Annotated in this window: 24 protein-coding genes; 12 read left to right on the forward strand and 12 right to left on the reverse strand. The window is 64.9% G+C overall.

Annotation, left to right across the window (positions count from 1 at the left end; translation table 11 throughout):
• Window positions 1–3: 3 nt before the first annotated feature.
• From BA190_RS25085 to BA190_RS25135, 11 genes are all read left to right on the forward strand, one after another.
• Entirely contained in the window at window positions 4–657 is a 654-nt protein-coding gene (locus BA190_RS25085) for an amino acid ABC transporter permease (RefSeq protein ID WP_068294152.1), read from the forward strand.
• Complete coding sequence (locus BA190_RS25090; RefSeq protein WP_068294155.1) at window positions 650–1372, forward strand: amino acid ABC transporter ATP-binding protein; 723 nt, start codon at window positions 650–652, stop codon at window positions 1370–1372. Before BA190_RS25085 ends, BA190_RS25090 begins: the two co-directional genes overlap by 8 nt.
• Window positions 1369–2613 (forward strand): FAD-binding oxidoreductase, encoded by a 1245-nt coding sequence (locus BA190_RS25095; protein WP_068294158.1) that lies wholly within the window; start codon window positions 1369–1371, stop codon window positions 2611–2613. Before BA190_RS25090 ends, BA190_RS25095 begins: the two co-directional genes overlap by 4 nt.
• A gap of 15 nt (window positions 2614–2628) precedes the next feature.
• On the forward strand, window positions 2629–3630 hold the full coding sequence (locus tag BA190_RS25100; protein WP_068294161.1) for a 4-hydroxyproline epimerase: 1002 nt from the start codon (window positions 2629–2631) through the stop codon (window positions 3628–3630).
• A 17-nt stretch (window positions 3631–3647) separates the two neighbouring features.
• The gene (locus tag BA190_RS25105; RefSeq protein ID WP_068294163.1) at window positions 3648–5339 is read left to right on the forward strand and encodes an aconitase X; all 1692 of its coding nucleotides are present in this window, start codon (window positions 3648–3650) and stop codon (window positions 5337–5339) included.
• Window positions 5340–5349: 10 nt separating this feature from the next.
• Window positions 5350–6378 (forward strand): proline racemase family protein, encoded by a 1029-nt coding sequence (locus tag BA190_RS25110; RefSeq protein WP_068294166.1) that lies wholly within the window; start codon window positions 5350–5352, stop codon window positions 6376–6378.
• A 103-nt stretch (window positions 6379–6481) separates the two neighbouring features.
• Complete coding sequence (gene chrA / locus BA190_RS25115) at window positions 6482–7783, forward strand: chromate efflux transporter (protein WP_068294168.1); 1302 nt, start codon at window positions 6482–6484, stop codon at window positions 7781–7783.
• A gap of 312 nt (window positions 7784–8095) precedes the next feature.
• A complete protein-coding gene (locus BA190_RS25120; RefSeq protein ID WP_068294171.1) occupies window positions 8096–8827 on the forward strand; it encodes a GntR family transcriptional regulator in 732 nt (243 codons plus the stop codon).
• Window positions 8828–9047: 220 nt separating this feature from the next.
• A complete protein-coding gene (locus tag BA190_RS25125) occupies window positions 9048–10862 on the forward strand; it encodes an assimilatory sulfite reductase (NADPH) flavoprotein subunit (RefSeq protein WP_068294173.1) in 1815 nt (604 codons plus the stop codon).
• A gap of 7 nt (window positions 10863–10869) precedes the next feature.
• A complete protein-coding gene (gene cysI / locus BA190_RS25130; RefSeq protein ID WP_068294176.1) occupies window positions 10870–12603 on the forward strand; it encodes an assimilatory sulfite reductase (NADPH) hemoprotein subunit in 1734 nt (577 codons plus the stop codon).
• Between the two features lie 37 nt (window positions 12604–12640).
• Window positions 12641–13273: a peroxiredoxin gene (locus tag BA190_RS25135; protein ID WP_068294179.1), complete on the forward strand. Its 633-nt coding sequence runs from the start codon at window positions 12641–12643 to the stop codon at window positions 13271–13273.
• A 27-nt stretch (window positions 13274–13300) separates the two neighbouring features.
• On the opposite strand, the gene BA190_RS25140 is transcribed toward BA190_RS25135, so the two are convergent.
• The 11 genes from BA190_RS25140 to pcaD form a co-directional block, all read right to left on the reverse strand.
• On the reverse strand, window positions 13301–14023 hold the full coding sequence (locus BA190_RS25140; RefSeq protein WP_068294182.1) for an ABC transporter ATP-binding protein: 723 nt from the start codon (window positions 14021–14023) through the stop codon (window positions 13301–13303).
• Window positions 14020–14784 (reverse strand): ABC transporter ATP-binding protein, encoded by a 765-nt coding sequence (locus BA190_RS25145; RefSeq protein WP_068294184.1) that lies wholly within the window; start codon window positions 14782–14784, stop codon window positions 14020–14022. The genes BA190_RS25140 and BA190_RS25145 overlap by 4 nt, the downstream gene beginning before the upstream one ends.
• Window positions 14781–15767 carry a branched-chain amino acid ABC transporter permease gene (locus BA190_RS25150; protein ID WP_156771692.1) on the reverse strand — a complete coding sequence of 329 codons (987 nt, stop codon included), beginning with the start codon at window positions 15765–15767 and terminating at the stop codon, window positions 14781–14783. Before BA190_RS25150 ends, BA190_RS25145 begins: the two co-directional genes overlap by 4 nt.
• Window positions 15768–15791: 24 nt before the next feature.
• Window positions 15792–16655, reverse strand: coding sequence for a branched-chain amino acid ABC transporter permease (locus BA190_RS25155; protein WP_068294285.1), 864 nt, complete (start codon window positions 16653–16655; stop codon window positions 15792–15794).
• Between the two features lie 161 nt (window positions 16656–16816).
• A complete protein-coding gene (locus BA190_RS25160) occupies window positions 16817–17953 on the reverse strand; it encodes an ABC transporter substrate-binding protein (RefSeq protein ID WP_371260389.1) in 1137 nt (378 codons plus the stop codon).
• Window positions 17954–18306: 353 nt separating this feature from the next.
• On the reverse strand, window positions 18307–19479 hold the full coding sequence (pobA, locus tag BA190_RS25165) for a 4-hydroxybenzoate 3-monooxygenase (protein ID WP_068294192.1): 1173 nt from the start codon (window positions 19477–19479) through the stop codon (window positions 18307–18309).
• Between the two features lie 81 nt (window positions 19480–19560).
• Complete coding sequence (locus BA190_RS25170; RefSeq protein ID WP_068294195.1) at window positions 19561–20625, reverse strand: 3-carboxy-cis,cis-muconate cycloisomerase; 1065 nt, start codon at window positions 20623–20625, stop codon at window positions 19561–19563.
• 3 nt (window positions 20626–20628) lie between these two features.
• Complete coding sequence (gene pcaG, locus BA190_RS25175; RefSeq protein ID WP_068294197.1) at window positions 20629–21243, reverse strand: protocatechuate 3,4-dioxygenase subunit alpha; 615 nt, start codon at window positions 21241–21243, stop codon at window positions 20629–20631.
• Window positions 21243–21995 carry a protocatechuate 3,4-dioxygenase subunit beta gene (pcaH, locus tag BA190_RS25180; RefSeq protein ID WP_068294200.1) on the reverse strand — a complete coding sequence of 251 codons (753 nt, stop codon included), beginning with the start codon at window positions 21993–21995 and terminating at the stop codon, window positions 21243–21245. Before pcaH ends, pcaG begins: the two co-directional genes overlap by 1 nt.
• Complete coding sequence (gene pcaC / locus BA190_RS25185; protein WP_068294203.1) at window positions 21985–22401, reverse strand: 4-carboxymuconolactone decarboxylase; 417 nt, start codon at window positions 22399–22401, stop codon at window positions 21985–21987. Before pcaC ends, pcaH begins: the two co-directional genes overlap by 11 nt.
• Before the next feature lie 7 nt (window positions 22402–22408).
• Entirely contained in the window at window positions 22409–23206 is a 798-nt protein-coding gene (gene pcaD / locus BA190_RS25190; protein WP_068294206.1) for a 3-oxoadipate enol-lactonase, read from the reverse strand.
• Between the two features lie 92 nt (window positions 23207–23298).
• Here pcaD and pcaQ point away from each other — a divergent pair, with 92 nt between their 5' ends.
• The gene (pcaQ, locus tag BA190_RS25195; protein WP_068294209.1) at window positions 23299–24216 is read left to right on the forward strand and encodes a pca operon transcription factor PcaQ; all 918 of its coding nucleotides are present in this window, start codon (window positions 23299–23301) and stop codon (window positions 24214–24216) included.
• A 20-nt stretch (window positions 24217–24236) separates the two neighbouring features.
• Here the strand turns inward: pcaQ and BA190_RS25200 are convergent, their stop codons facing one another.
• Complete coding sequence (locus tag BA190_RS25200) at window positions 24237–24491, reverse strand: hypothetical protein (protein WP_068294212.1); 255 nt, start codon at window positions 24489–24491, stop codon at window positions 24237–24239.
• Window positions 24492–24661: the final 170 nt, after the last annotated feature.

The following is a 24661-nucleotide window of genomic DNA, read 5'->3' on the forward strand; positions in this document are numbered from 1 at the left end:
ATCATGTTCAACACCGCCCTCACCTGGAGCGACCTCGCCTTCCTCGCCCAAGGCGCCGGCATGACGCTGGCGGTCACCGCAGTCTCGGTTGCTGCCGGCACCATCCTCGGCATCCTCTTCGGCGTGATCCGTGTCCAGCTCGGCCCCTATTGGTCGGTGCCGCTGACCTTCCTGCTCGACATCTTCCGCTCGGTGCCGCTGCTGATCCAGCTCGTGCTGGCCAATGCCTTCCAGTCGATCGCGCGGCTGGGCTGGCCGCCCTTCACCACTTCCTGCGTGGTGCTGAGCCTGTATACGGCCGCCTACTGCACCGAGATCGTGCGCGGCGGCATCGGCTCGGTCCCGGCGACCACCCGCCGGGCGGCGCGTTCGCTTGGCATGAGCTGGTGGCAGGACATGCGCTACATCGTGGCGCCGCTGGCCATACGCGTCTCGCTGCCCTCCTGGATCGGCCTGACGCTCGGCGTCATGAAGGATTCCGCTCTCGTGCTCTGGCTCGGCCTGATCGAGCTCCTGCGCGCCTCGCAGATCCTGGTCACCCGCCTGCAAGAACCCCTGTTCATCCTGATGATCTGCGGCGCGATCTACTTCCTCATCAGCTTTCCCATCGCCCGGCTGGGCGGCTATCTCGAAAGACGGTGGTCCCCCAATGATTGAGATCCAGAACGTCCGCAAATCCTTCGCCGCTCTCGAAGTGCTGAAGGGCATCAACCTCACCGTCGACAAGGGCGAGGTGGTCAGCATCATCGGCGGATCCGGCTCGGGCAAGTCGACGCTTCTCACCTGCATCAACGGGCTGGAACCGATCAATGCGGGCCGGATCACCATCGACGGCACCGAGGTCCACGCCAAGAGCACCGACCTCAACAGGCTGCGCCGGAAGGTCGGCATCGTCTTCCAGCAATGGAACGCCTTCCCGCATCTGACCGTGCTGGAAAACGTCATGCTCGCCCCGCGCAAGGTGCTCGGCATGGCCAAGGCCAAGGCCGAGGAAATCGCGGTCAAGCAGCTCAGCCATGTCGGGCTGGCCGAGAAGCTTTCGGTCTATCCCACCCGCATGTCCGGCGGCCAGCAGCAGCGCATGGCGATCGCCCGCGCCCTTGCGATGTCGCCCGAATATATGCTGTTTGACGAGGTGACATCAGCACTCGACCCGATGCTCGTCGGCGAAGTGCTCGATACACTCAAGATGCTGGCCGAAGAGGGCATGACGATGATCTGCGTCACCCATGAAATGGCGTTCGCCCGCGACGTCTCCAACCGGGTGGCATTCTTCCACCAGGGCGTGATGGCCGAGATCGGTACGCCGGACCAGCTCTTCGGCGCGCCGCAAAATCCCGAAACCCAGAAATTCCTGGCGAGCGTGCGGTGAGTTCCGATCTCGATGTCATCGTCATCGGCGCCGGCGTGGTGGGCCTTTCTTCCGCCATCGCCGCCAAGGCGCGCGGGCTGTCGGTCGCGGTGCTGGACCGGGAGGGCCCGGCCGCCGGGGCTTCCGCCGGCAATGCGGGGGCTTTCGCCTTCACCGACATCCTGCCGCTCGCCTCGCCCGGTATCCTGAAGAAGGCGCCGAAATGGCTGCTGGATCCGCTCGGCCCCCTGAGCGTGCCGCCGGCCTATGCCCTGAAGATCGCCCCCTGGATGTTCCGCTTCTGGCGGGCCTGTTCGGCCTCGCGCGTCGCCCATTCGACCGCCGCCCAGACTGCCCTGATGGATCTCTCCAAGGCGGAACTCGAGCCCTTCCTCACCCGGACCGCCACGCTGCCGATGCTGCGCAAGGAAGGCAATCTGCAAGTCTATGAAAGCAAGGCGGAGCTCGAGGCCTCGTTGCCGGGCTGGGCGGCCCGCCAGGCGCACGGCATCGAATTCAGCCATCTCGATGCCGCCGGCATGGCCGCGATCCAGCCGGGGCTCGCCCCGCGCTTCACCCATGGCACCTTCACGCCCGGCTGGTATTCCATCGCCGACCCCAAGCTCTATACCCTGGCACTGGCCGACCATCTGCGCGCAAATGGCGGGCAAATCGAACAAGCCGAAGTCAAGGCGCTGCGGCCCGTCGAAAACGGCGTCGAGATCCTCGGCGCGGACGGCAGCGTGCGGCGGGCCGCCCAGGTCGTGCTTGCGGCGGGCGCCTTCTCGCACCGGATCAGCAGGACCATCGGCGAGGCCATCCCGCTCGAAACCGAGCGCGGCTACAACACCACTTTGCCGCCCGGCGCCCTCGACCTCAACACCCAGATCACCTTCGGCGGGCATGGCTTCGTCGTCTCTCGTTTGTCGACCGGCATCCGCGTCGGCGGCGCCGTGGAACTCGGCGGGTTGGAGCTCAAGCCGAATTTCCGTCGCTCGGCAGCCATGCTCAAGAAGGCGCAGGCCTTCCTGCCAGGCCTCAAGCCGGAAGGCGGCGTGCAATGGATGGGGTTCCGTCCCTCCCTGCCGGACAGCCTGCCCGCCATCGGCCGTTCCAGCGCGACGCCGCGTGTGATCCACGCCTTCGGCCACGGCCATCTCGGCCTGACCCAGTCGGCCGGGACGGCGCGCATCGTCGCCGATCTCCTGACCGGCCATAAGCCCGCCATCGATATCACTTCTTTCTCGCCTCAGCGTTTCTGACGAAAAGGTCCTGCCATGGCCAACCATACGTTCTCATGCATCGACGGCCACACCTGCGGCAATCCCGTCCGCCTGGTCTCGGGCGGCGGCCCGCTTCTCAAAGGCGCGACCATGCTGGAAAAGCGCGCCCATTTCCTGCGAGAATTTGACTGGATCCGCACCGGACTGATGTATGAGCCGCGCGGCCACGACATGATGTCGGGCTCGATCCTCTATCCGCCGACCCGGCCCGATTGCGACGTCGCCGTGCTGTTCATCGAGACCTCCGGCTGCCTGCCGATGTGCGGCCACGGCACCATCGGCACCATCACCATGGGCATCGAGCACGGCCTGATCACGCCGCGCGAACCGGGCAAGCTCTCGATCGATGCCCCCGCCGGCAAGGTCGACATCACCTACGCCCAAGAAGGCCGCTTTGTCGAGGAAGTGCGTCTCACCAACGTGCCCGGTTTCCTCCATGCCGAGGGCCTGACCGCCGAGGTCGAGGGCCTGGGCGAGATCGTGGTCGACGTCGCCTATGGCGGCAATTTCTACGCCATCGTCGAGCCGCAGAAGAATTTCCGCGACATGGCCGACCATACCGCTGGCGAACTGGTGGGCTGGAGCCCGAAGCTGCGCGCGGCGCTGAACGCCAAATACGAATTCGTCCACCCCGAGCACCCTGAGATCCAGGGCCTCAGCCACATCCAGTGGACGGGCAAGCCCACGCAGGCAGGCGCGCATGCCCGCAACGCCGTGTTCTATGGCGAGAAGGCGATCGACCGTTCCCCCTGCGGCACCGGCACCTCCGCGCGCATGGCGCAGCTCGCCGCCAAGGGCAAGCTCAAGGGCGGCGACGAATTCGTGCATGAATCGATCATCGGTTCGCTGTTCAAGGGCCGGGTCGAGGCGGCGGCCAAGGTCGCCGGCCGCGACGCCATCATCCCCTCCATCGCGGGTTGGGCACGCATGACCGGCATCAACACCATCTTCATCGATGACCGCGACCCCTTCGCCCATGGTTTCGTGGTCAAGTGAGCCGGTTTCCTGGTGAAATGAGCACCTCCCCTTCCGCGCACAATATCCTGGCGGGCACCGCCCACGGGCCCGTCATCATCAGCCAGGAAGCGCTCAGCTTCTGGGGTGGGGTCGATCCCGCCACCGGCCGCGTGATCGACGTGCACCACCCCCTGCACGGGACCTGTCTGACGGGCGGCATCCTGATGATGCCGTCCAGCCGGGGCTCCTGCACGGGTTCGGGCGTGCTGCTCGACCTGGTCCTCAACGGGAGGGCACCGGCGGCGCTGGTGTTCTGCGAACCCGAGGACGTGCTGACCCTGGGCGCCCTGATCGCAGCCGAGCTCTTCGGCAAGCCCTTGCCCGTGCTGCGCCTGGCGCCGGAGGCTTTTGCAGCCTTGGCACAGGCGAAGTCCGCGCGGATCAGCGAGACGGGCATTGAGGCCGATGGCCTTTCCTTGCCTCTCGCACCTCCTGCCACCGCCAGGCTCGACCTCACCGAGGCCGACCGCGCCATGCTGGATGGACGGGATGGGCCGGCGGTGCAGCAGGCCATGCGCATCATCTGCGCCATGGCGGCCCAGCAGGGCGCACAGAGGCTGGTCGACGTCACCCAGGGCCATATCGACGGCTGCATCTATGCCAGCCCGGCCAACCTGACCTTTGCCGAAAAGATGGCCGAGATGGGAGCGCGCGTCCGCGTGCCCACCACCATGAACGCCATTTCGGTCGACCGCACCCATTGGCAGGAGCAGGGCGTGCCGCCCTCCTTCGGCGCACCAGCCGCACGCCTCGCCGACGCCTATGTCCGCATGGGCTGCCGGCCGACCTTCACCTGTTCGCCCTATCTGCTCGACAGCACCCCCCGTGCCGGCGAAGCCATCGCCTGGGCCGAATCCAATGCGGTGATCTTCGCCAATACCGTGCTCGGCGCGCGGACGGCCAAGCATCCCGACTTCCTCGACCTCTGCATCGCGGTGACGGGGCGGGCGCCGCTGTCGGGCGTCTATCTCGATCAGCACCGCCGAGCCCGCCGCATCATCAACGTCGAACTCCCCGACCAGGTGGACGATGCCTTCTGGCCGTTGATCGGCTATCTCACCGGCCGCGCCGCGCCCGAGCGCATCCCGCTCCTGCGCGGCCTGGCGTCGGCCCGTCCTTCGCGGGACGATCTCAAGGCGCTCTGCGCCGCCTTCGGCACCACCTCGGCCGCACCGATGCTGCATGTCGAAGGGGTCACGCCGGAGGCTGGGAGCGCCGTGGCCGATGGCGCCGACGCTGTCGTCATCACGCGCGCCGACATGGCCGCCGCCTGGCAGCGCCTCAACGAGGGGCCGGAACAGGTGGAACTCGTCGCCATCGGCAGCCCGCACGCTTCGCTCGACGAATGCCGTAACCTTGCCGAGGTGCTGGCAGGCCGCCAGCGCCGTGCGGATGTTGCCGTCATCGTCACCGCCGGGCAGCAGGTCATCGACCAAGCGCAGAGCGACGGCACCCTCGCGCGCCTGCAGGACAGCGGCGTGCAGGTCCTGCCGGATCTGTGCTGGTGCTCGATTTCCGAGCCGGTCTTTCCGACACGGACCCGTGCCGTGATGACGAATTCCGGCAAATACGCCCATTACGGCCCCGGCCTGTCCGGCCGCGCCGTGCGCCTGGGCAGCCTTGCCGATTGCGTGACTGCGGCCCTGACCGGCCACGCCCCCCAACGTCTGCCGAACTGGCTTTCCTGAGGACCCTTCCATGCGCAGCACGAAAACCATTCACGTGATTTCGGCCCATGCCGAGGGCGAGGTCGGCGACGTCATCGTCGGCGGCGTCACCCCACCGCCCGGCGACACCATCTGGGAACAGAGCCGCTGGATCGCCCGGGACCAGACCCTGCGCAATTTCGTGCTGAACGAACCGCGCGGCGGCGTGTTCCGCCACGTCAACCTGCTGGTGCCGCCCAAGCACCCGGAAGCCGATGCCGCCTTCATCATCATGGAGCCGGAGGACACCCCGCCGATGTCCGGCTCCAACTCGATCTGCGTGTCCACCGTGCTGCTCGACAGCGGCATCCTGCCGATGCATGAGCCGGTGACGGAGATCACACTGGAGGCTCCCGGCGGGCTCGTCCGCGTCCGCGCGGAGTGCCGGAACGGCAAGGCCGAGCGTATTTTCGTACGCAATCTCGCGAGCTTCGCAGACAAACTTGATGCGAAGCTTGAAGTCGAAGGACTGGGTACGCTCACCGTCGACACCGCCTATGGCGGCGACAGTTTCGTCATCGTCGATGCGGCCGCCTTGGGCTTTTCGCTCAAGCCCGACGAGGCCCACGACATCGCCACGCTCGGCGTCAAGATCACCAATGCGGCCAACGCGGCGCTCGGCTTCCATCACCCCGAAAATCCCGACTGGCGACATTTTTCCTTCTGCCTGTTCGCCGGCGCCGTCGAACGCACGGCCGAGGGCCTTCGCGCCGGAGCCGCGGTGGCGATCCAGCCGGGCAAGGTCGATCGTTCGCCGACGGGAACGGCCCTGTCGGCCCGCATGGCCGTGCTGCATGCCCGCGGGCAGATGACCATGGAAGACAACCTGACAGCGGTGTCGGTGATCGGCTCGACCTTCAGGGGCCGCATCGTCGGCATCGTCGAGGTCGGCGGCCGCCCGGCTGTGCTGCCCGAGATTTCGGGTCGCGCCTGGATCACCGGCACCCACCAGCACATGCTCGATCCCTCCGACCCCTGGCCCGAAGGCTATAAGCTGAGCGATACCTGGGGCGCGCGCTGAGAGGCGTGCCGCCGCAAGTCGTCGGTGCCGTCATTGACCCGAAACCTGCCGTCTCTATCATCGGGAATCGATAGTGATTTTCGAAGAAACGAGCACTGTGGCAATGACGGCCGACGGACCACCAGTTCCTTCCAAGCGGCCTCCACAGCCCTCCGAAGCCGGCAAGAAGGAGCAAGACCCGGCGGCCAAAGGGGGAGGGCCAGGCGACGCTTCGCCGCTCGAAGTCTTCGGCGTCTTCCTCAAGCTCGGACTGACCTCTTTCGGCGGGCCGATTGCCCATCTCGGCTATTTCCGTGACGAATTGGTCGTGCGCCGCCGCTGGATCGGCGAGGCCGGCTATGCCGATCTCGTGGCACTCTGCCAATTTCTGCCTGGCCCCGCCTCCAGCCAGGTCAGCTTCTGCCTGGGCGTCCTGCGGGGCGGCGGCCTGCTCGGCGGTCTTGCGGCCTGGCTTGCCTTCACCCTACCCTCGGCCATCATCCTCACCGCCTTTGCCCTCGGCGCATCGGCGCTGGCCGGTCCCCTGGCGGCAGGCATGCTCCACGGCCTGAAACTGGTGGCGGTCGCCGTCGTCGCCCAGGCGATCTGGGGCATGGCTAGAACCCTCACGCCGGACAGGGAACGCGTCGCCATTGCCTTGGCGGCTGTCCTCCTCACCGCCCTGACGGCAGGCTGGTTCAACCAGATCGGCGCCATCGCGATCGGTGCGCTCGCCGGGCTCTGGCTCTGTCGCACCGGAAAAAGCGTCCCCGTCGGGCGCCTCGGCTTTGCGGTATCGCGGCGCAAGGGCATCCTCGCCCTGGTTCTGTTCGCGGCCTGCTTCCTCCTTCCCGCCTTGCTCGCGGGTATGGTCGGCCGGGATACCGCCTTCTCCGGCGCAATGACGCTGTTCGATGCCTTCTACCGTTCGGGAGCGCTGGTCTTCGGCGGCGGCCATGTCGTCCTGCCGCTGCTGCAGGCGGAGGTGGTGGCACCAGGCTGGGTCGGCAACGAGGCTTTTCTTGCCGGCTATGGCCTGGCCCAGGCGGTACCGGGGCCACTCTTCACCTTCGCCGCCTATCTCGGCGCCGTCATGACACCCACGCCGAACGGCATTGCGGGCGCGCTGATCGCATTGGTTGCCGTCTTCGCACCGGGCCTCCTGCTGGTCTATGGCATGCTGCCCTTCTGGGACACGCTGCGGTCGCGTCCTGCGGCACAGGCCGCCATGCGTGGGGCCAATGCCGCGGTCGTCGGCATCCTCGCTGCGGCCCTCTATACCCCCGTCTGGACCAGCGCGGTCCTTTCGCCGCGGGACTTTGCGCTCGCGCTGACCGGCTTCCTGTTGCTCACGGTCTGGAAAATACCACCCTGGATCGTCGTCGCCTTGCTGTCGGCGGGCGGCGCATTGATTGCCTTGGCCTGATCCATCCCACCCGAACCGCCTGTCCACCTGGCGAGCAATAGCGCGACGAAGCAACCAGCCACTGGCCGATTCATCGAGCGCTGCCTCCCTTCTTGACTCCCCCCAACAGAGGCGGCGCCCTACGGCGGCAAGGCCTCTGAACTTGCGCATGCTTTGAGAGATGAAATGATTTTATAGTATATTTGTAGAATTTGTCCGCGCAAATGTGATCGGCCGACTGATATCTGCAATTGTAATTCACCCCCGCGAGGTGTTTTATTGAGGAAAGAGCGGATTAGTCCGCCGCAACAATCCGGCGCAGAGGGGCAGGCGATGACATCGGCCCTCGATTTGTTCAAAGCCGTCAAGCTGGATACAGGCCTGTCCGAGACATTCCAGGTCCATGAACTGTTGCGCAACGCCATCATCGCCATGGTGCTGGCCCCCGGGGAACCAATCCAGGAAGAGGAGATCTGCGCCCGGCTTTCGATACCGCGCCCACCTTTACGCGATGCCATCCTGCAATTGGCAAGCGAACGTTTCGTCGTCATCGAGCCGGACGGCCGAACTCTCGTCGCCGCGATCGACATCGGCGAAGTGCTCACTGGTCAGATCGTCCGGGAAACCTTCGAGGTCCGGATAACCCGCCTTGCGGCTCGACACTTCGTCCCAGCCTGGGCCAGGGATTTCGAGCATTGCCTGTCGCTGCAGGGCGAAGCCGCCAGACGGCACGATACCGATGAATTCTTCGCTCTCGACAACGCCTTCCACAAGCTGATCTGCGAAATCTCCGGCGTCAGCAACAGCTGGCGCATCCTCCGTGTCGCGACAGGACAGCTCGATCGCGTCAGGCGGCTCGCCTTTGCCTTCGAGAACAGTTTCGATGTCGTGATGGCCGAGCATGACGCGATCTACCAAGGCTTGAGAACCAGAAGCGAACAGGCCAGCGTCACCGCCCTCCAATTCCAGCTCGACAGCCTGTTCGAAAACCTCCGCCTGCTGCGAAAGCAGCATCCGGATGTGTTTGCCGATTACGGGGACATCAATTTCGACATGATCCGATAGGCGCGACGCTCCGATTGGGCTTGGCTCGCTGGACCACCAGGCTCCTCCCCGCGATCTGAATTTAAGTGCATGAAATTTGGATTTATTTGGTAAGAAAATGCGTTTGTATGCATTCAAATCAAATGCCAGGATTGTTTCGGTGATCAAAAAAATCACATCTAATATTTGTTGATTGGTGCTGCCGTCCATGTGGCAGGCCTCCCTCTGGGATAGACCCGCCATGAGCGTGACCGAATTCCGCGGCCCCGGACTGACCGAAAGCCAGTGGCAGCAGATCCAGGTACTGGCCACGACACTCGACAACCGCCAGCTGCAGTGGCTGAGCGGCTTCTTTGCGGGGATCGAGTTCAAGGCCGGCGACTGGGGAACGCACGCCCCTCTCCTGCCAACGCAGCAGGAAATCGCGTCGAGCCGCCAGCTCACCATCCTCTATGGCAGCGAAACCGGCAACAGTGCCGCCCTCGCTGCGAGCCTGGCCGAGCGCGCCCGGTCCGAAGGCCTCTCGCCCCAGCTGTTCGACATGGCCGACTACAAGCTGCGCGGCTTGAAGGACGAGCAGGACCTCCTTCTGATCGCCAGCACCTATGGCGAAGGAGACCCTCCGCAGCCGGCGGCGAATTTCTTCGAATTCGTCGAAAGCCGCAAGGCGCCCAGGCTGGCAGGGCTGCGCTTTGCGGTGCTGGCGCTCGGCGATTCCACCTATGAGCGCTACTGCGAGGCAGGCAAGCGGCTCGACCGGCGTTTCGAGGAACTCGGTGCCATCAGGCTGCTGCCGCGTGTCGACTGCGATGTCGACTATGACGAACCGGCTTCGGCCTGGATGACGAGTGTGCTCGGCCATATTGCCAAGCCGGCCTCTACGGCAGTTCCCCCCTCGGTAGCGGCGAAACCGCACGCCATCGCCGGTTTCGACAAGCGGCATCCCTTCGCCGCGCGTATCCTCGACAACCTCGTCCTCAGCGGGCGCGGTTCCTCCAAGCAGACCCGCCATGTCGAAATCTCGCTGGAAGGCTCCGGACTGGCCTATGAGCCGGGGGATTGCCTGGGCCTGATGCCGAGCAACGATCCAGCCTTGGTCGAGGCGGTCATCGGCGAACTCGGCTATGACGCCGCGGCCACGGTCACCGTGCAGGACAGGCCCCTTCGGATCCAGGAGGCCCTTGCCCGACATTTCGAAATCACCGCCCTCACCCCGCGTTTCATCGAGCATTGGGCTGAAATTACCGGTGCCGATGTCCTGAGGCACCTCTGTGATCCCGCCTCGGTCGAAGATCGGGCTGCCTTCATGCGCGGGCACCATATTCTCGATGCGATCCGCCGCTTTCCTGCCAGAGGCCTTGACCCTCAGGCCCTGATCGCCGGCTTGAGACCCCTGCAGCCCCGGCTCTATTCCATCGCCTCGAGCCTCGCCTCCGCGCCGGACGAAGCCCATCTGACGGTTTCCACCGTCCGCTACGAGCTGGCAGGCGAGCCCCGCTCCGGCGTTGCGTCCGGGCACCTGGCCGATCGCGCCCGGCCCGACGAGGCGCTGCCCGTCTATATCCACGCCAATCCGCATTTCCGCCTGCCGGGCGACGACGTGCCCATCATCATGGTCGGCGCCGGCACCGGCGTGGCGCCCTACCGGGCCTTCATGCAGGAGCGCGAGGCACGAGGCGCCGGCGGACGCAGCTGGCTGGTGTTCGGCGAGCGCAATTTCCGCACCGACTTCCTCTACCAGAGCGAATGGCTGGCCATGCTGTCCGCCGGGGTGCTGACCCGCATGGACGTTGCCTTTTCCCGCGACGGCCGGCGCGAGGGCCATGACAAGGTCTATGTCCAGCACCGGCTGAAGGAACAGGCGCGTGAGGTCTTCGCCTGGCTGGAGGAAGGCGCCTGCTTCTATGTCTGCGGCGATGCCAGCCACATGGCACCCGACGTGCACCAGGCCCTGCGCTCGATCATCGCCACGCAAGGCGGCCTCGGCGCGGATGCCACCGACGATTATCTGCAGCGCCTGCAGCGCGAGCACCGCTACCAACGCGACGTCTATTGAGGCCGCCATGACCGATCTCCTCGCCCCCACCGACCGCAGCCGCGACCTGTCGCAACCTTTGGAAAAGCTCGGCCCCGACGAAACCCTGAAGGCGCAGAGCGACCAGCTGCGCGGCACTGTCAAGACCAGCCTGCTCGACCGGCTGACCGGCTCGGTCACGCCCACCGACACCAAGCTGATGAAGTTCCACGGCATCTACCAGCAGGATGACCGCGACCTGCGCGACGAGCGCCGCCGCCAGAAGCTGGAGCCGGCCTATCAGTTCATGGCGCGGGTACGCCTGCCCGGGGGCGTGTGCACGCCGGCGCAATGGCTCAAGCTCGACGAGCTGGCGCGGGCCTATGGCGGGGAGACGCTGCGGCTGACCACGCGCCAGACCTTCCAGTTCCACTGGCTGCTCAAGCACGACCTCAAGGCGACTCTCCAGGGCCTGCACGAGGTGCTGCTCGATACGATCGCGGCCTGCGGCGACGATTCACGCGGGGTGATGGCCTCGGTGAACCCGCATCTGTCGGCCTTGCATGCCGAGGTCTACCGGCACGCCCGGCAGGCCAGCGACCATGCCATTCCCCGCATGCGGGCCTATCACGAGATCTGGTATGGCGAGGAGCGCGTGGCCTCCTCCGAGCCGGAGGAGCCCCTCTATGGCCGGACCTATTTGCCGCGCAAATTCAAGATCGGCTTCGCCATTCCCCCGGTCAACGACATCGACGTCTATGCGCAGGACCTTGGTTTCATTGCCATTGCCGAACAGGGACGCCTGGCCGGGTTCAACGTCGCCATCGGCGGCGGCATGGGCCGCACCGACCAGGCGCCGGCGACCTATCCGCGCCTTGCCGACGTGATCGGCTTCGTGAAGGCCGACAAGGTGCTGGCGGTCTGCGATGCCGTGATGGGCCTCCAGCGCGATTACGGCGACCGCAAGGACCGCTCGCATGCGCGCTTCAAATACACGATCGACGACCGCGGGCTCGACTGGATCACGGCCGAGATCGAGCGACGGCTCGGCTTCGGCCTGCAGCCGGCCCGCGCCTTCGACTTTGCCTCCAATGGCGATGCGCTGGGCTGGCAGGTGGGCGAGGACGGCCGCCATCACCTCACCTTGTTCATCGAGAATGGCCGCATCGCCAACCATCCTGGCCGGGCCCTGATGGACTTCCTGCGCGCGGTGGCGCGGGTGCATGGCGGCAGCTTCCGTCTCACGCCCAACCAGAACCTCGTCATCGCCGAGATCGCGCCGAATAGCAAAGCCGGCATCGAGACGCTGCTCGCCGAATATGGGCTGGGCACCAGCAAGGGCGAGAGCGGGCTGCGGCTCAACTCGATGGCCTGCGTGGCCTTGCCGACCTGCGGTCTCGCTATGGCCGAAAGCGAACGTTATCTGCCCCACCTTCTCGACAAGCTGGAGGAGATCCTGCGCCACCACGGTCTTGCGGAAGAGCCGATCACCATCCGCATGAGCGGCTGCCCCAATGGCTGCTCGCGCCCCTATATTGCCGAGATCGGTCTCACCGGCCGGGCGCCGGGCAAATACAACCTCTATCTCGGCGGCGGCTTCCACGGGCAGCGGCTGAACAAGATGCATCTCGAAAATGTCGGCGAGGCCGCCATTCTCGCGGCCCTCGACAAGACACTCGGCCATTTCGCCAGGGAACGGCATCAGGGCGAACGCTTCGGCGATTTCGTCATCCGCGCCGGCTATGTGCGCGAGGTCAAGGCCGGACGCGATTTCAACAGCTGAGGCCGCACCATTCCCCAATTTCAAGAAGGAGAGCACCATGTCGATCCAGCTTGGCCAGATCGCCCCCAATTTCATCCAGAGCAGCACGGAAGGGCGTATCAGCTTCCATGACTGGCTGGGCGAGTCCTGGGGTGTCCTGTTCAGCCATCCTCGCAATTTCACGCCGGTCTGCACCACCGAACTCGGCGAGGTCGCCCGCCTCAAGCCTGAATGGGACAGGCGCAACGTCAAGGTGCTCGGCCTGTCGGTCGATCCGCTGGACGCCCACGCCGCCTGGGGCAAGGATATCGCGGCGACGCAGGGCCATGCCCTCAATTTCCCGCTGATCGCCGACGCGGACGGCGCCGTGGCGCATCTCTACGGCATGATCCACCCCGAGGCCGACGCCAATGTCACCGTGCGCGCCGTGTTCGTGATCGACCCGGCCAGGAAGGTAAGGCTGGTCCTGACCTATCCTCCGAGCGCCGGGCGCAACTTCGCCGAGATCCTGCGCGCCATCGACAGCCTGCAGCTTACCGACGCCCAGAAGGTCTCCACCCCGGTCAATTGGGAACCCGGCCAGCCGGTGATCATTTCGCCAAGCCTCAGTGACGAAGCGGCCCGCGAGCGCTTTCCGCAGGGCTGGACCACGCTGACCCCCTACCTGCGCGTGGTGCAGCTGGAAGCCTGACGAATTGGGAATTGTCCAGGCGGCGGGTCATGCTCCATGCAACCCGCCGACCCCGAGCAGCCGCTCGATCACCTCCGGCTGCTCGGAGAGCATGGCCGAGGCGCCGGACCAGGCGATGCGGCCCCGCTCCAGAATGACGACATGATCGGCAAAGTCGATCGCGGTCTGGATGCGCTGCTCGACCAGTAGGATAGTCATCTCGCCCCCGGCGGCGAGGCGCGAGAATACGGCCATCAACTCCTCGCAAATGACGGGGGCCAGGCCTTCCAGCGGCTCGTCGAGCAGCAGCAGCGTAGGCTTGCCCAGGATGGTGCGGGCCGTGGTGAGCATCTGCTGCTCGCCTCCCGAGAGCTGCGAGCCGAGATTCCTGCGGCGCTCCTCGAGGCGCGGAAACATCGCATAGGCTTCCTCGATCGCCTGTCGCCCCCGGTTCTTGAGCCCGACGAAGAGGTTCTCCTCCACCGTCAGCGAGGCGAAGATGCAGCGGGCCTGCGGGACATAGCCGAGGCCCTGGCGGGCACGCGCGGCGCTGTCGAGCGGGCCGATATCCTTGCCTCCGAGCTGCAGCGTGCCGCCATAGCGCCGCGTCTGGCCGGCGATGGTCGCGAGCAGCGTCGTCTTGCCCATGCCGTTGCGACCGAGCACGGCCAGGCGCCCAGCGGCGGGAACGGAGAAGGAAATGTTCTCCAGCACGCGGGTCGGGCCATAACCGGCGCTGAGGTCGCTGATTTCAAGCGGCGTCGCGGTCATGCTGACTGCTTCTCCTGGGCATAGTTTCCAAGATAGGCCTGGCGGACCCGGGCATCCTTCGTCACGTTCTCGGGAGAACCATCGAAGATGATGGCACCGGCGGCGAGCACGATGACGCGCTTGGCGAAGCGGAAGACCAGGTCCATGTCGTGCTCGATCATCAGCACGGCGAGATCGGGCGGCAGGCCGGCGAGCGCCGCCTCGATGCGGGGGGTGTCGCTTTGCGGCACGCCGGCGGCCGGCTCGTCGAGCAGGAGAACCTTGGGTTTGAGCGCCAGAGCCAGCGCAATCTCGAGCAGGCGTTGCTGGCCATAGGCGATCTCGGCCACCGGGCGGCTGGCAATAGCTGTGAGGCCGAGCGTGGCGAGCAATTCCTCAACCTCGGCCATGATGTCCGGCTTCGCGCGGTAATGGCCGAAGAAGCGGCCGGCGCGGCCCGTTCTTTGCAGCACGGCGAGCGCCAGATGCTCCTGCGGCGTCATGTCGGGAAAGAGCCGGGTGACCTGGAAGGAGCGCACGAGGCCCCGGCGGACCCGCGCCGTCGGCCCAAGCCCGGTGACGTCCCTGCCGGCGAGCATCACCGTGCCGGAATTGGGCACGAGGTGGCCGGTGACCAGATTGACGAAGGTTGTCTTGCCGGCACCGTTCGGGCCGATCAGGGCGACACGGTCGCCGGTATTCAAGGTGATCGACAGGCCCTGCGTCACCGCAAGGCCGCCGAAGGATTTCTTCAGATCGAGGGTCTGGAAGACCGCGCTCATCCGTGCCTCCCCTTGAAACGGGCAAGCAGCATGGCCGCCGAGCCGTAGAGGCCACGCGGCGCGAACAGCACGACTGCGATCAGCAAGGCGCCGACAATGGTGAGCCAATGGAACGGATTGGCTGCCGAAACGAAATCCTCGAAGCCCATGAAGGCAATGGTGCCGACGAGCGCCCCATAGAGCGAACCGGTGCCGCCGAGCACGAGCATGACCAGGGCCTCGGCCGAGAGGGTGAAGCTCAGGCTGTCGAGGCCGACGACCTGGGTGGAAAGGGCGTTGAGCCCGCCGCCCAGGCCGGCCACGGCGCCGGAGATCACATACATCTTCAAAAGCGTGCCCTGCACCGAGGCGCCCATGGCGCGGACGCGGACAGGGTCCTGCCGGATACCGCGGCAGAGCATGCCGAAGGGCGAGCGCACCACGAGCCTGAGCAGGACAAAGACGATGACGAGAAGGGCGACGCCCAGGCCATAGGCGGTACGCCCCCACAGATCGAACTCGAACAGGCCAAAGACGGGATCGGGGGCGATGCCCGACAACCCGTCGCTGCCGCCCGTATAGGCCGAGGCCTTGTTTGCAACCTCATGGAAGAGATGGACGACCGCAATCGACAGCACCAATTGTGCGAGCCCGTGCCCGCGCAGGATTACCGCCCCCGAGACCAGGCCGGCAAGCGCGCCGCCCGCGGCCGAGATGGCGAGCATCGCCAAGGGATCGGTGACGTTCCACTGCACGGCAGCCATGCCCGCGGCATAGGCGCCGGCACCATACAAGGCTGCATGCCCCAGTGTGGCGATACCACAAAAGCCGGTGACGAGATCGAGCGAAAGCACGAGCAGCGCCACCGCCAGGATGCGGGTCAGCAGGGCCAGGTTGTCCGGAAAGAGGGCATAGCCGATGGCGGCGAAGGCCAGGATGGCCGCAAGGCCGGCCAGGTCGCGCCTCAGCCAGCTGGTTTGCGGCATCTCTCCCCGGCCGGCCATAGGTTTGTTCTCCGTCATCTCCATCTAGGCGCTCCTGCCCATCAGGCCGCGCGGGAAGACGCAGACGATGGCGATCACGGCAAGATAGAAGAAGAATTCGCCATATTCAGGCAGGAGATAGCGGCCGGCGGTGTCCACCAGGCCCAGTACCAGGCAGGCCAGCAAGGCGCCGGGGATCGAGCCCGCCCCGCCGACGCAGACCACGACCAGGAAGGTCACCATGTAGCGCAGGGCATAGTAGGGCTCGATCGGCAGGAGTTCGGCCCCGACAATGCCCCCAAAAGCTGCAAGGCCGACGGCGATCGCGAAACTGACGGCGTAGACGGTCCCGGTGCGCACGCCCAGCGAAGCAGCCATGGCGGCATTGTCCACCGCGGCGCGCAGTTTGATGCCGAAACCGGTTTTCTCGATGAGATACCAAAGGGCCAGGGCGACACCCAGGCCGCAGGCGATGGCGAACAATTTATGCGCGGCGATGGAGCGAAAGCCGAGATCCGCCGGCCCCCTCAGCATCTCCGGCAAGGGGATGGTCTTGAGTGTGGGGCCGAAGACGTAATTGGCTATACCGATGACGCAGAAGGTGATGCCGATGGTCATCAGCACCTGGGTAAGTTCGGGTGCACCATAGAGACGGCGGTAGAGCAGGCGCTCCAGGGGAAGGGCGATCACCACCGTGCCGGCAATGGCCAGCATGATGGCCAGGGCATATCCCAGGCCAAGCGATTGGGCGGCGTAGGAAGCGATATAGCCGCCGATCATGGCGAAGGCCCCGTGGGCAAGGTTGATCACCCGCATCAGCCCCATGGTCACGGACAGTCCGATGGAAATGACGAACAGCACCATGCCATAGGCAAGGGCATCGATACCCACGCTGAGAACGGTTTGCATGGCCTGATCCAACATCAGAGGAAGGATGATTTTTTCAAATCTTCATTCACTCTATCTTCTTTTCCTAATGTATTTTCTGAATTGAACCCAGGCTCTTTCCAGAAAATGCCCTCGCCCAAACGCCTCCGGGCACCTCATCGAGGGCGCGCGGTGCGCGGCTGCTATTTCGAAGCAGCAAGGCCGGGATCGCCCTGCTTCTCGAAGGTGGCGATTTCCTTGTTGTAGTAGCTGCCATCCTCGGCCTTCGCGACCTCGCGCAGATAGATGTTCTGCGTGATGTGGCGGCTTTCAGGGTCAATCGAGACAGGTCCGCGCGGGCTCTCCCAGGCCAGGCCCTTGACGGCATCCACGGCCTTCTGGGCGTCCTGCTTGCCACCCGTCGCCTCGATCATCTTGTAGATGACATGCATGCCGTCATAGGCCCCGACGGCGGGAAAGGACAATTCGCCCGGGTTGCCGATGGCCTTTCGCGCAGCCTCGACGAATTTCTTGTTCTCGGCCGAGTCATGCGAGACGGCATAGTGGAAGGTGGTCAGCAGGCCCTCCGCCGCCTGGCCAAGCGCCGGCAGGTCCGACTCCTGGGTGAGGTCTCCGGGCGCGAGCAGCTTCACGCCCGCCTTGGCCAGGCCATTCTCGTTATAAGCCTTGACGAAGCCGAGCGTGGTCGGCCCTGACGGCAGGAAGGCGAACAGGGTATCGGCACCGGAATCCTTCACCCTCTGCATGATCGGACTGAAATCGTTGGTCGACAGGGGCATGCGGATCGTGCCGACGACTTCGCCGCCCACACCGGCGAAGCTGGTCTTGAAAGCGTTCTCGGCATCAACGCCGGGACCGTAGTCGCTCACCACCGTGATCGCCTTCCTGGCGCCGCGCTCCTTGGCGACCTTGGCCATCGGCGCTGAGGTCTGCCAGGTGGTGAAGGAGGTGCGCACCACGAGCGGGCTCTTGGTCACGATGGCTGATGTCGCCGCATTCATCACCACGAGCGGCACATTGGCCTGCTTCAGCAGCGGCGTCACAGCCATGGCATCCGGCGTGAAATAGAAGCCGGCGAGATACTGGACGCGTTCTTTCACAACGAGTTCCTGGGCCAGCGCCTTGGACTGCGCAGGATCGGCCTGGGGCACGTCGCGATAGATGATCTGGATGTCGTCGCTGCCGGCCTTGCTGCCATGCAGGGCCTGGTAGGCGTCGATGCCGGCCTTGAAATTCTTGCCCTGGATGGCGAAGGGCCCCGAGAACGGACCGATGACGCCGATCTTGATGGTCTCAGCCAGGGCGCTGCCGGACAGCATGACGATCGCCAGGGTAGCGAGAACGGATTTGGCGAGAACGGGTTTTTTCATCGTTTCCTCCAAAGGCCGGAACCGGCACCTCTCAGGCGCGCCGATCGCAGGCTTTGCTTATTGATCAAATGTGCCGTGATAATTGGTAATGTAAAATGAAAACAAATGCTCGAAACATAACCTACAGGATATGTGACGAGCCTGAGGCTAGGGATTCGCCCGTGAGCAATCGGATCGAGTTAGCCAGACCGTTGTCATTGCCGTGCTTGTCCCGGCAATCCAATCCGTTCCCGACAACGAACACATGACCGCTGGATGCCCGGGTCAAGCTCGGGCATGACAAAGGCGGCGCTGCCGTGATTTCAGTAGGGAAGCCCGACATAGTTTTCGGCAAGTGCTGCGGACGCCATTTGCGAATGAACGAGATAGTCGAGTTCGGCCTCCTGGATCCGTTGCCCGAAATCGTCCGTATCCGGGAAGCGATGCAGCATCATCGTCATCCACCATGAAAAACGCACCGCCTTCCAGACGCGGGAAAGCGCCCGTCTCGAATAGGCATCGATGCCAGCCGATGACTTCTCCCGATAGAACTCCCTCATCCCCCAATAAAGATAGCGCACGTCGCTGGCAGCAAGGTTGAGTCCTTTGGCCCCGGTCGGTGGCACGATATGGGCGGCATCGCCGACCAGGAACAGGCGCCCGAAACGCATGGGCTCGGCAACGAAGGAGCGCAGCGGCGCAATCGACTTCTCGAAGGACGGACCGGTGACAACACCAGCAGCCGCCTCTGGCGGCAGACGCCGGCGCAGCTCGTCCCAGAAGCGATCGTCGCTCCAATCCTCGATCCTGTCGTCGAGCGGGCACTGCACATAGTAACGGCTGCGATGGGTCGAGCGCATCGAACACAGCGCAAAGCCCCCGGGATGGTTGGCATAGATCAGTTCGTGGCCGGCCGGCGGCACCTCGGCGAGAATGCCGAGCCAGCCGAAGGGATAGGCCCGCTCATAGGTCTTGAGCGCGGTCGACGGTATCGATTTGCGGCTGACACCATGGAAGCCGTCGCAGCCGGCGATGAAATCGCAATCGATGCGATGGTCGACGCCGTCCTTTTCATAGGTGACATAGGGCGCCTCGCCGTCGAAGCCGTGGGGCTCGACATTCCCAGCCTCGTAGATGGTGGTCAGACCTGCAGCTTCGCGCTTGTCCATCAGGTCATGCGTCACCTCGGTCTGGCCATAGACCATCACGTGCTTGCCGCCGGTCAGGGCTGCCAGGTCGATGCGGTGCAGTCTGCCGTCGAAGGCCAGCGAGATGCCGTCATGCGGCAGGCCTTCGGCATGCATGCGCTCGCCTGCGCCGGCTTCGTCGATGAGATCCAGCGTGCCCTGTTCGAGCACGCCCGCCCGCACGCGGCCAAGCACATGATCGCGGCCGGCACGTTCGATGATGATATTGGCGATGCCCTCATTGGCCAGCAATTGTCCAAGCAGCAGGCCGGAAGGCCCCGAGCCGATGATGACGACCTGTGTGCGCATTTCCTGCCCTCATCGCCGCGAGTTCCATGCCATCGGCAGGCCCGGGTCGGTTTTCGTTCCATTCCTGCTTCGGGATCGCGACTATCCGTCGGCGAGCACACCGATACTGTCGATCTGGGTGGCGAGTTCACCCGCCAGCCGCAGCGACGCCGCGGCCGCCACAGCCATCTGCGGCAAAAGCAGCCATTCCAATGTCCACGCCGCGCCTGAGCGTTCCTGTTCGTGCAGCAAAGCCTGATGCATGCCGGCAAGCTGCGTGGCGTTGAAGCGTGCGAGCGTGACCAGCACCTCCGCCGCCACTGGATTTTGCTTGTGCGGCATGGCAGAGGATCCCCCGCCTGCGGACAAGCCAATCTCGCCGCCGTCCTGGGCCATCAGGGCGACATCCTGGCCGAACTTGCCGAGGCTTCCCGTGATCAGCGACAGCAGATTGGCGAAATCGGCGAGTCGGTCGCGCTGGCTGTGCCATTGCGGGGCGTCCCCGAGGCCGAGGCGAGCCGCGAGCCCAGCCCGGACGGCAGCAGCCTTGGCCCCGAGCTTGTCCAGCGTGCCGGCAGCCCCGCCAAATTGCACCACGAGAAGGCCCGGCCGCATGGCTTCGAGCCGCTTCCTATGCCGTTCCAGCGGCTCGTGCCAGCTGCGGACCCTGTCGGCGACCGTGATGGCAATCGCCGCCTGCATGCGCGTTCGGCCCATCAGTCGGCGGCTTCCGAACCGATGCTCCAGTCCCGCCAGTGCCGTGATCACCTCTTCCAGCAGGTCATCCAAGCGCTTCGCCGCCACAGCCAACCTCAGCACCAGCGCCGTATCGATGACGTCCTGGCTGGTCGCACCGAAATGCACCCTAGCGTCATGGGGAGCGCCGACGGCAACCCGCAATTGGCGCACGAGTTCGGGCACGACAACACCGTCGCGTGCGACGCCGACCCTAAGCGCGGCGATGTCCGGCGTGAAAGACGCCAGCGATGCCGTTATCGCTCTGGCCGCGTCGGCCTCGATCACGCCCTCCTCCGCCTCGGCCTCGGCAAGCGCACGCTCGAAAGCGAGCATCGCCGCCATCTCCGCTTCAAGCGAGAAAAGACCCGCGGTTTCCTCGTCGCCCAGCAGGGCGGACAGATAGGGATGGTCGAAGGGTGAGACTGTCATGGTTCAGATATCGAAGAATACCGTTTCCCGCTCACCCTGCAGATTGATGTCGAAGACATAGGCATCCCCTTTCCGGGCGGCGACGAGCGTGGCGACACGCTGGCGATGCTCGATCCGCGCAAGCACCGGGTCCTCCCCGTTCGCCGCTTCCTCGTCGGCGAAATACATGCGCGTGTGCAGGCCGAGATTGATGCCGCGGGCGACGATCCAGAAGGTGATGTGCGGGGCCATCAGCCGGCCGTCCTTGAACGGCACCCGGCCGGGCTTGACCGTCTCGAACAGGCATTCGCCCGTTTCCATATCGGTCGCCTTGCGGCCCCAGCCGGTAAAATTGGGATCGGCGGTGCCGCGCCGTTCCGACGGCGAATTGTAGAGACCCGCATGGTCGGCCTGCCAGATCTCGACCAGCGCATCCCTGAGCGGCGTCCCGGTGCCGTCGAGGACGCGCACGCGCACGCCGATGCGCTCACCCTTGGTGCCGGCATTGACCATGGCGTCGCCGAGGTCACGGTCGTAAACGCCCGTTATCTCCGCAAAATTCGGCGTCAGCCCGATATGGACATAGGGACCGGCGGTCTGCGAGGGACTTTCCTTGAGGCGGTTGAGAGCCTGAACCATCAATTGCCCTCCAGCCGATTCTCGAACATCGTCGAGCGGCGGCCCCGCAGCACGATGTCGAACTTGTAGGCCCGGGCATCCATGGGGATGGTCGCCTGCATGTCGAGAGCCGCGATCAAGGTCTCGACCGCAGCCCTGTCTGGGATCGTCTTCACGATTGGGCAGAGCCAGATCAGCGGATCGCCCTCGAAATACATCTGGGTGATCAGGCGCTGGGCAAAGCCGTGGCCGAACACCGAGAAATGGATATGGGCGGGGCGCCAATCATTGACGCCGTTCGGCCAGGGATAGGGACCGGGCTTGATGGTGCGGAAGGCATAGCCGCCGTCCTGATCGGCGATGGTGCGGCCGCAGCCGCCGAAATTCGGATCGAGCGCCGCGAGATAGCCTTCCTTCCTGTGCCGGTAGCGCCCGCCGGCATTGGCCTGCCAGAATTCGAGCAACGCACCCGGCACACCCTTGCCGCGCTCGTCGAGGACACGTCCATACACAATGATGCGCTCGCCGATGGCACTCTCGCCCGGCTTCGCGAAATTATGGATGAGGTCGTCGTCGAGCGGCCCCAATAGATCATGGCCGAAGACCGGGCCGGTGATCTCCGACAGCGTGTTGTCGAGCGACAGCAGCGCCTTTTGCGGCGAGCGCAGCACGGACGTCTTGTAGGCCGGCGTCAGGGCCGGCGGATGCCAGCCTCGGTCGCGCTGGAAGAAGGCACCCGTTTCGGGCCGGCGATCGGTGTGTTCAACGGACATCGGACTTTACGACCTCCCCGTCCATCTGGGCAAACACCTGCTTGGCGATCTTGATGGCGCGATTGGCTGCCGGCACGCCGGCATAGACAGCCACATGCAGGAAGGCCTCGCAGATGTCCTCCCGGCTCGCTCCGGTATTGGCGGTTGCCCTCACATGCATCGCCACTTCTTCGTCATGGCCGAGTGCCGCCAGCAAGGCCAGGGTGACGATCGAGCGCTCCCGTTTCGTCCAGGTCGGACGCGACCATACCGTGCCCCAGGCAGCCTCGGTGATCAGTTCCTGGAACGGCCGGTCGAACTCGGTCGAAGCGCCCTCCGCATGGTCGACATGGGCGTCACCGAGCACGGCGCGGCGAACGGCGAGGCCCTCGCGATATCTGGCCGAGCGTGGCGCCGGAACACTCATGGCAGGCTCACTCCGATGGCAGGCGTGCGAGAAACTGGGTGATGAGGGCAACGAGCATGGCGGGCTGCTCGATGCAGGGAATATGGCCGGCGCCGGCGATGACCTCGAATTGAGAGCCGGGAATGATCCTGGCCATCGAGCGCACCAGCGCCGGTGGCGTCGAACCGTCCTGATCGCCGACAATGCAAAGTGTGGGAACGGCGATCGCCTCGGCGGCCCTGGTATAGTCGGCATCGCGTATCGCCGCGCAGGTCGCGGCATAACCCGCCACGGACTGACGGGCGAGCATGGTACGGCAACCGTCCAGCTCCGGCTTGCGCTCGGCATGGAAATGCGGCGTGAACCACAATTTCATTACTGCATCGGCAATCGCGGCGATCCCGTCCTTCTGAACGGTGGCAATCCGGCTGTTCCAACCATCGGCGGTACCGATCTTGTGCGCCGTATCGCACAGTATCAGCCCCCTGACGATCTCCGGCCGCTGGCTGGCGAGGCCGAGCGCGATCAGGCCACCGACCGAAAGGCCGCACAGTACCACGTCCTCGATGCCGAGATGGTCGATGAGGCCGAGGAGATCGTCGACATGATCCTCGATCGCATAGGGGGTTGGGCCGAGATCGGACAACCCATGGCCGCGCTTGTCGTAGGCGAGCGTGGCGACCGAGCCACCGAGCGCGCCGATCACCTCGTTCCAGATGCGCAGATCCGTGCCGAGCGAATTGATGAAGACGAGGTGGCTCCTGTCCCGCCCAGCTGGTCTGTGGTCGAAATGCAGCGTGATGCCGCCGATGGAAATGAACTTCACGGCCGTCTCCTCTCCACGAAGATGGATGACACTATTGGTTTGGTAAAATCATATTTTCTAGCGTTCTCTTAACTGCTGGGTTATGGATCGCCATGATCGACAGCCGTGTCAAGTTTCGCCATCTCCAGACGTTCCTGGAGGTCGCCCGCCAGAAAAGCGTGGTGAAGGCAGCCGGCGTGCTGCATGTCAGCCAGCCAGCGGTGACCAAGACGATCCGCGAACTCGAGGAGGCGTTGGGCGTCAGCGTGTTCGAGCGGGACGGCCGCGGCATCAGGATGACCCGGACCGGCGAAGTGTTCATGCAGCATGCCGGCCTCGCCGTCAGCGCCCTCAGGCAAGGGATCGACTCCGTCGCGCTCGCCGGCGCCAAGGTCGGGCCGCCCCTTCGCATCGGCGCATTGCCGACGGTCTCGGCCCATATCATGCCGCTCGCCATGCAGTTCTTCCTCAAGGAGGATACCGGCGTCACCGTCAAGATCGTGACCGGGGAAAACAGTGTTCTCCTGGAGCAGTTGCGTATCGGTGAACTCGACCTCGTGGTCGGGCGCCTGGCGGCGCCGGACAAGATGACCGGCTTTTTCTTCGAGCACCTTTATTCGGAACAGGTCGTGTTCGTGGTACGCCCCGGACATCCGCTCCTCGACAGCGGCGGCAACCTGTTTGAGCAGATGAGCGCCTATCCCGTGCTGATGCCGACGCGCGGCTCCGTCATCCGCCCCTTCGTGGAGCGCATCTTCATCGCCAACGGCATCGCGTCCGTTCCCACGGAAATCGAAACGGTGTCAGACTCCTTCGGCCGAGCCTTCGTGCGCCAGAGCGATGCGATCTGGGTCATCTCGCACGGTGTGGTCAGCAACGACATCGAGGAGGCCACCCTCAGAACCCTGCCTATCGAGACCAGCGATACGAAGGGACCCGTCGGCCTGACCATGCGCACCGACATGGTCGCCCAGCCTGCCTTTGCCATTCTGCTCAGGACCATCCGCGAGGCGGCCGGGAAGCTCGGCTGAAGGCCGTCGTGGCCGGATGACTATTCGTCTTTGTCCTGACCATCCTCATCGGCCTTGCGGCGTTCGATCACCGCCTGCACCTGCGTGAAGTCGGCGGGGGCCATCGACAGTCCCTCGATCTTATCGCTTCCGAGCTGGTTGACGGTTGCCCTCAGCTCTCTCACCGGCACGACCTGCACATCGCCGCCACGCAGCATGATCGCCACTGTTCCCGGCTCGACCAGATCGCTGGCCACAATGCCGAGACCGTCCAACAAGATTACCTCACCGGTCACGCAGCACTCTCCCCTAAGCACCTTCCCCCGACCGAACCACCTGGGCGATCGAGAGGAATCTGCAAGATACCAGACATCTTCAGGATTTCCCGGCGAGGCCCATCCGCGGGATTCGCAGGGAAACCCTACCTAGTCTCTCCATGCAGGTACCATAGGGGGATCGGGAGAGT

The sequence above is a fragment of the Labrys sp. WJW genome (assembly GCF_001676615.1).
Lineage (GTDB): Bacteria > Pseudomonadota > Alphaproteobacteria > Rhizobiales > Labraceae > Labrys > Labrys sedimenti.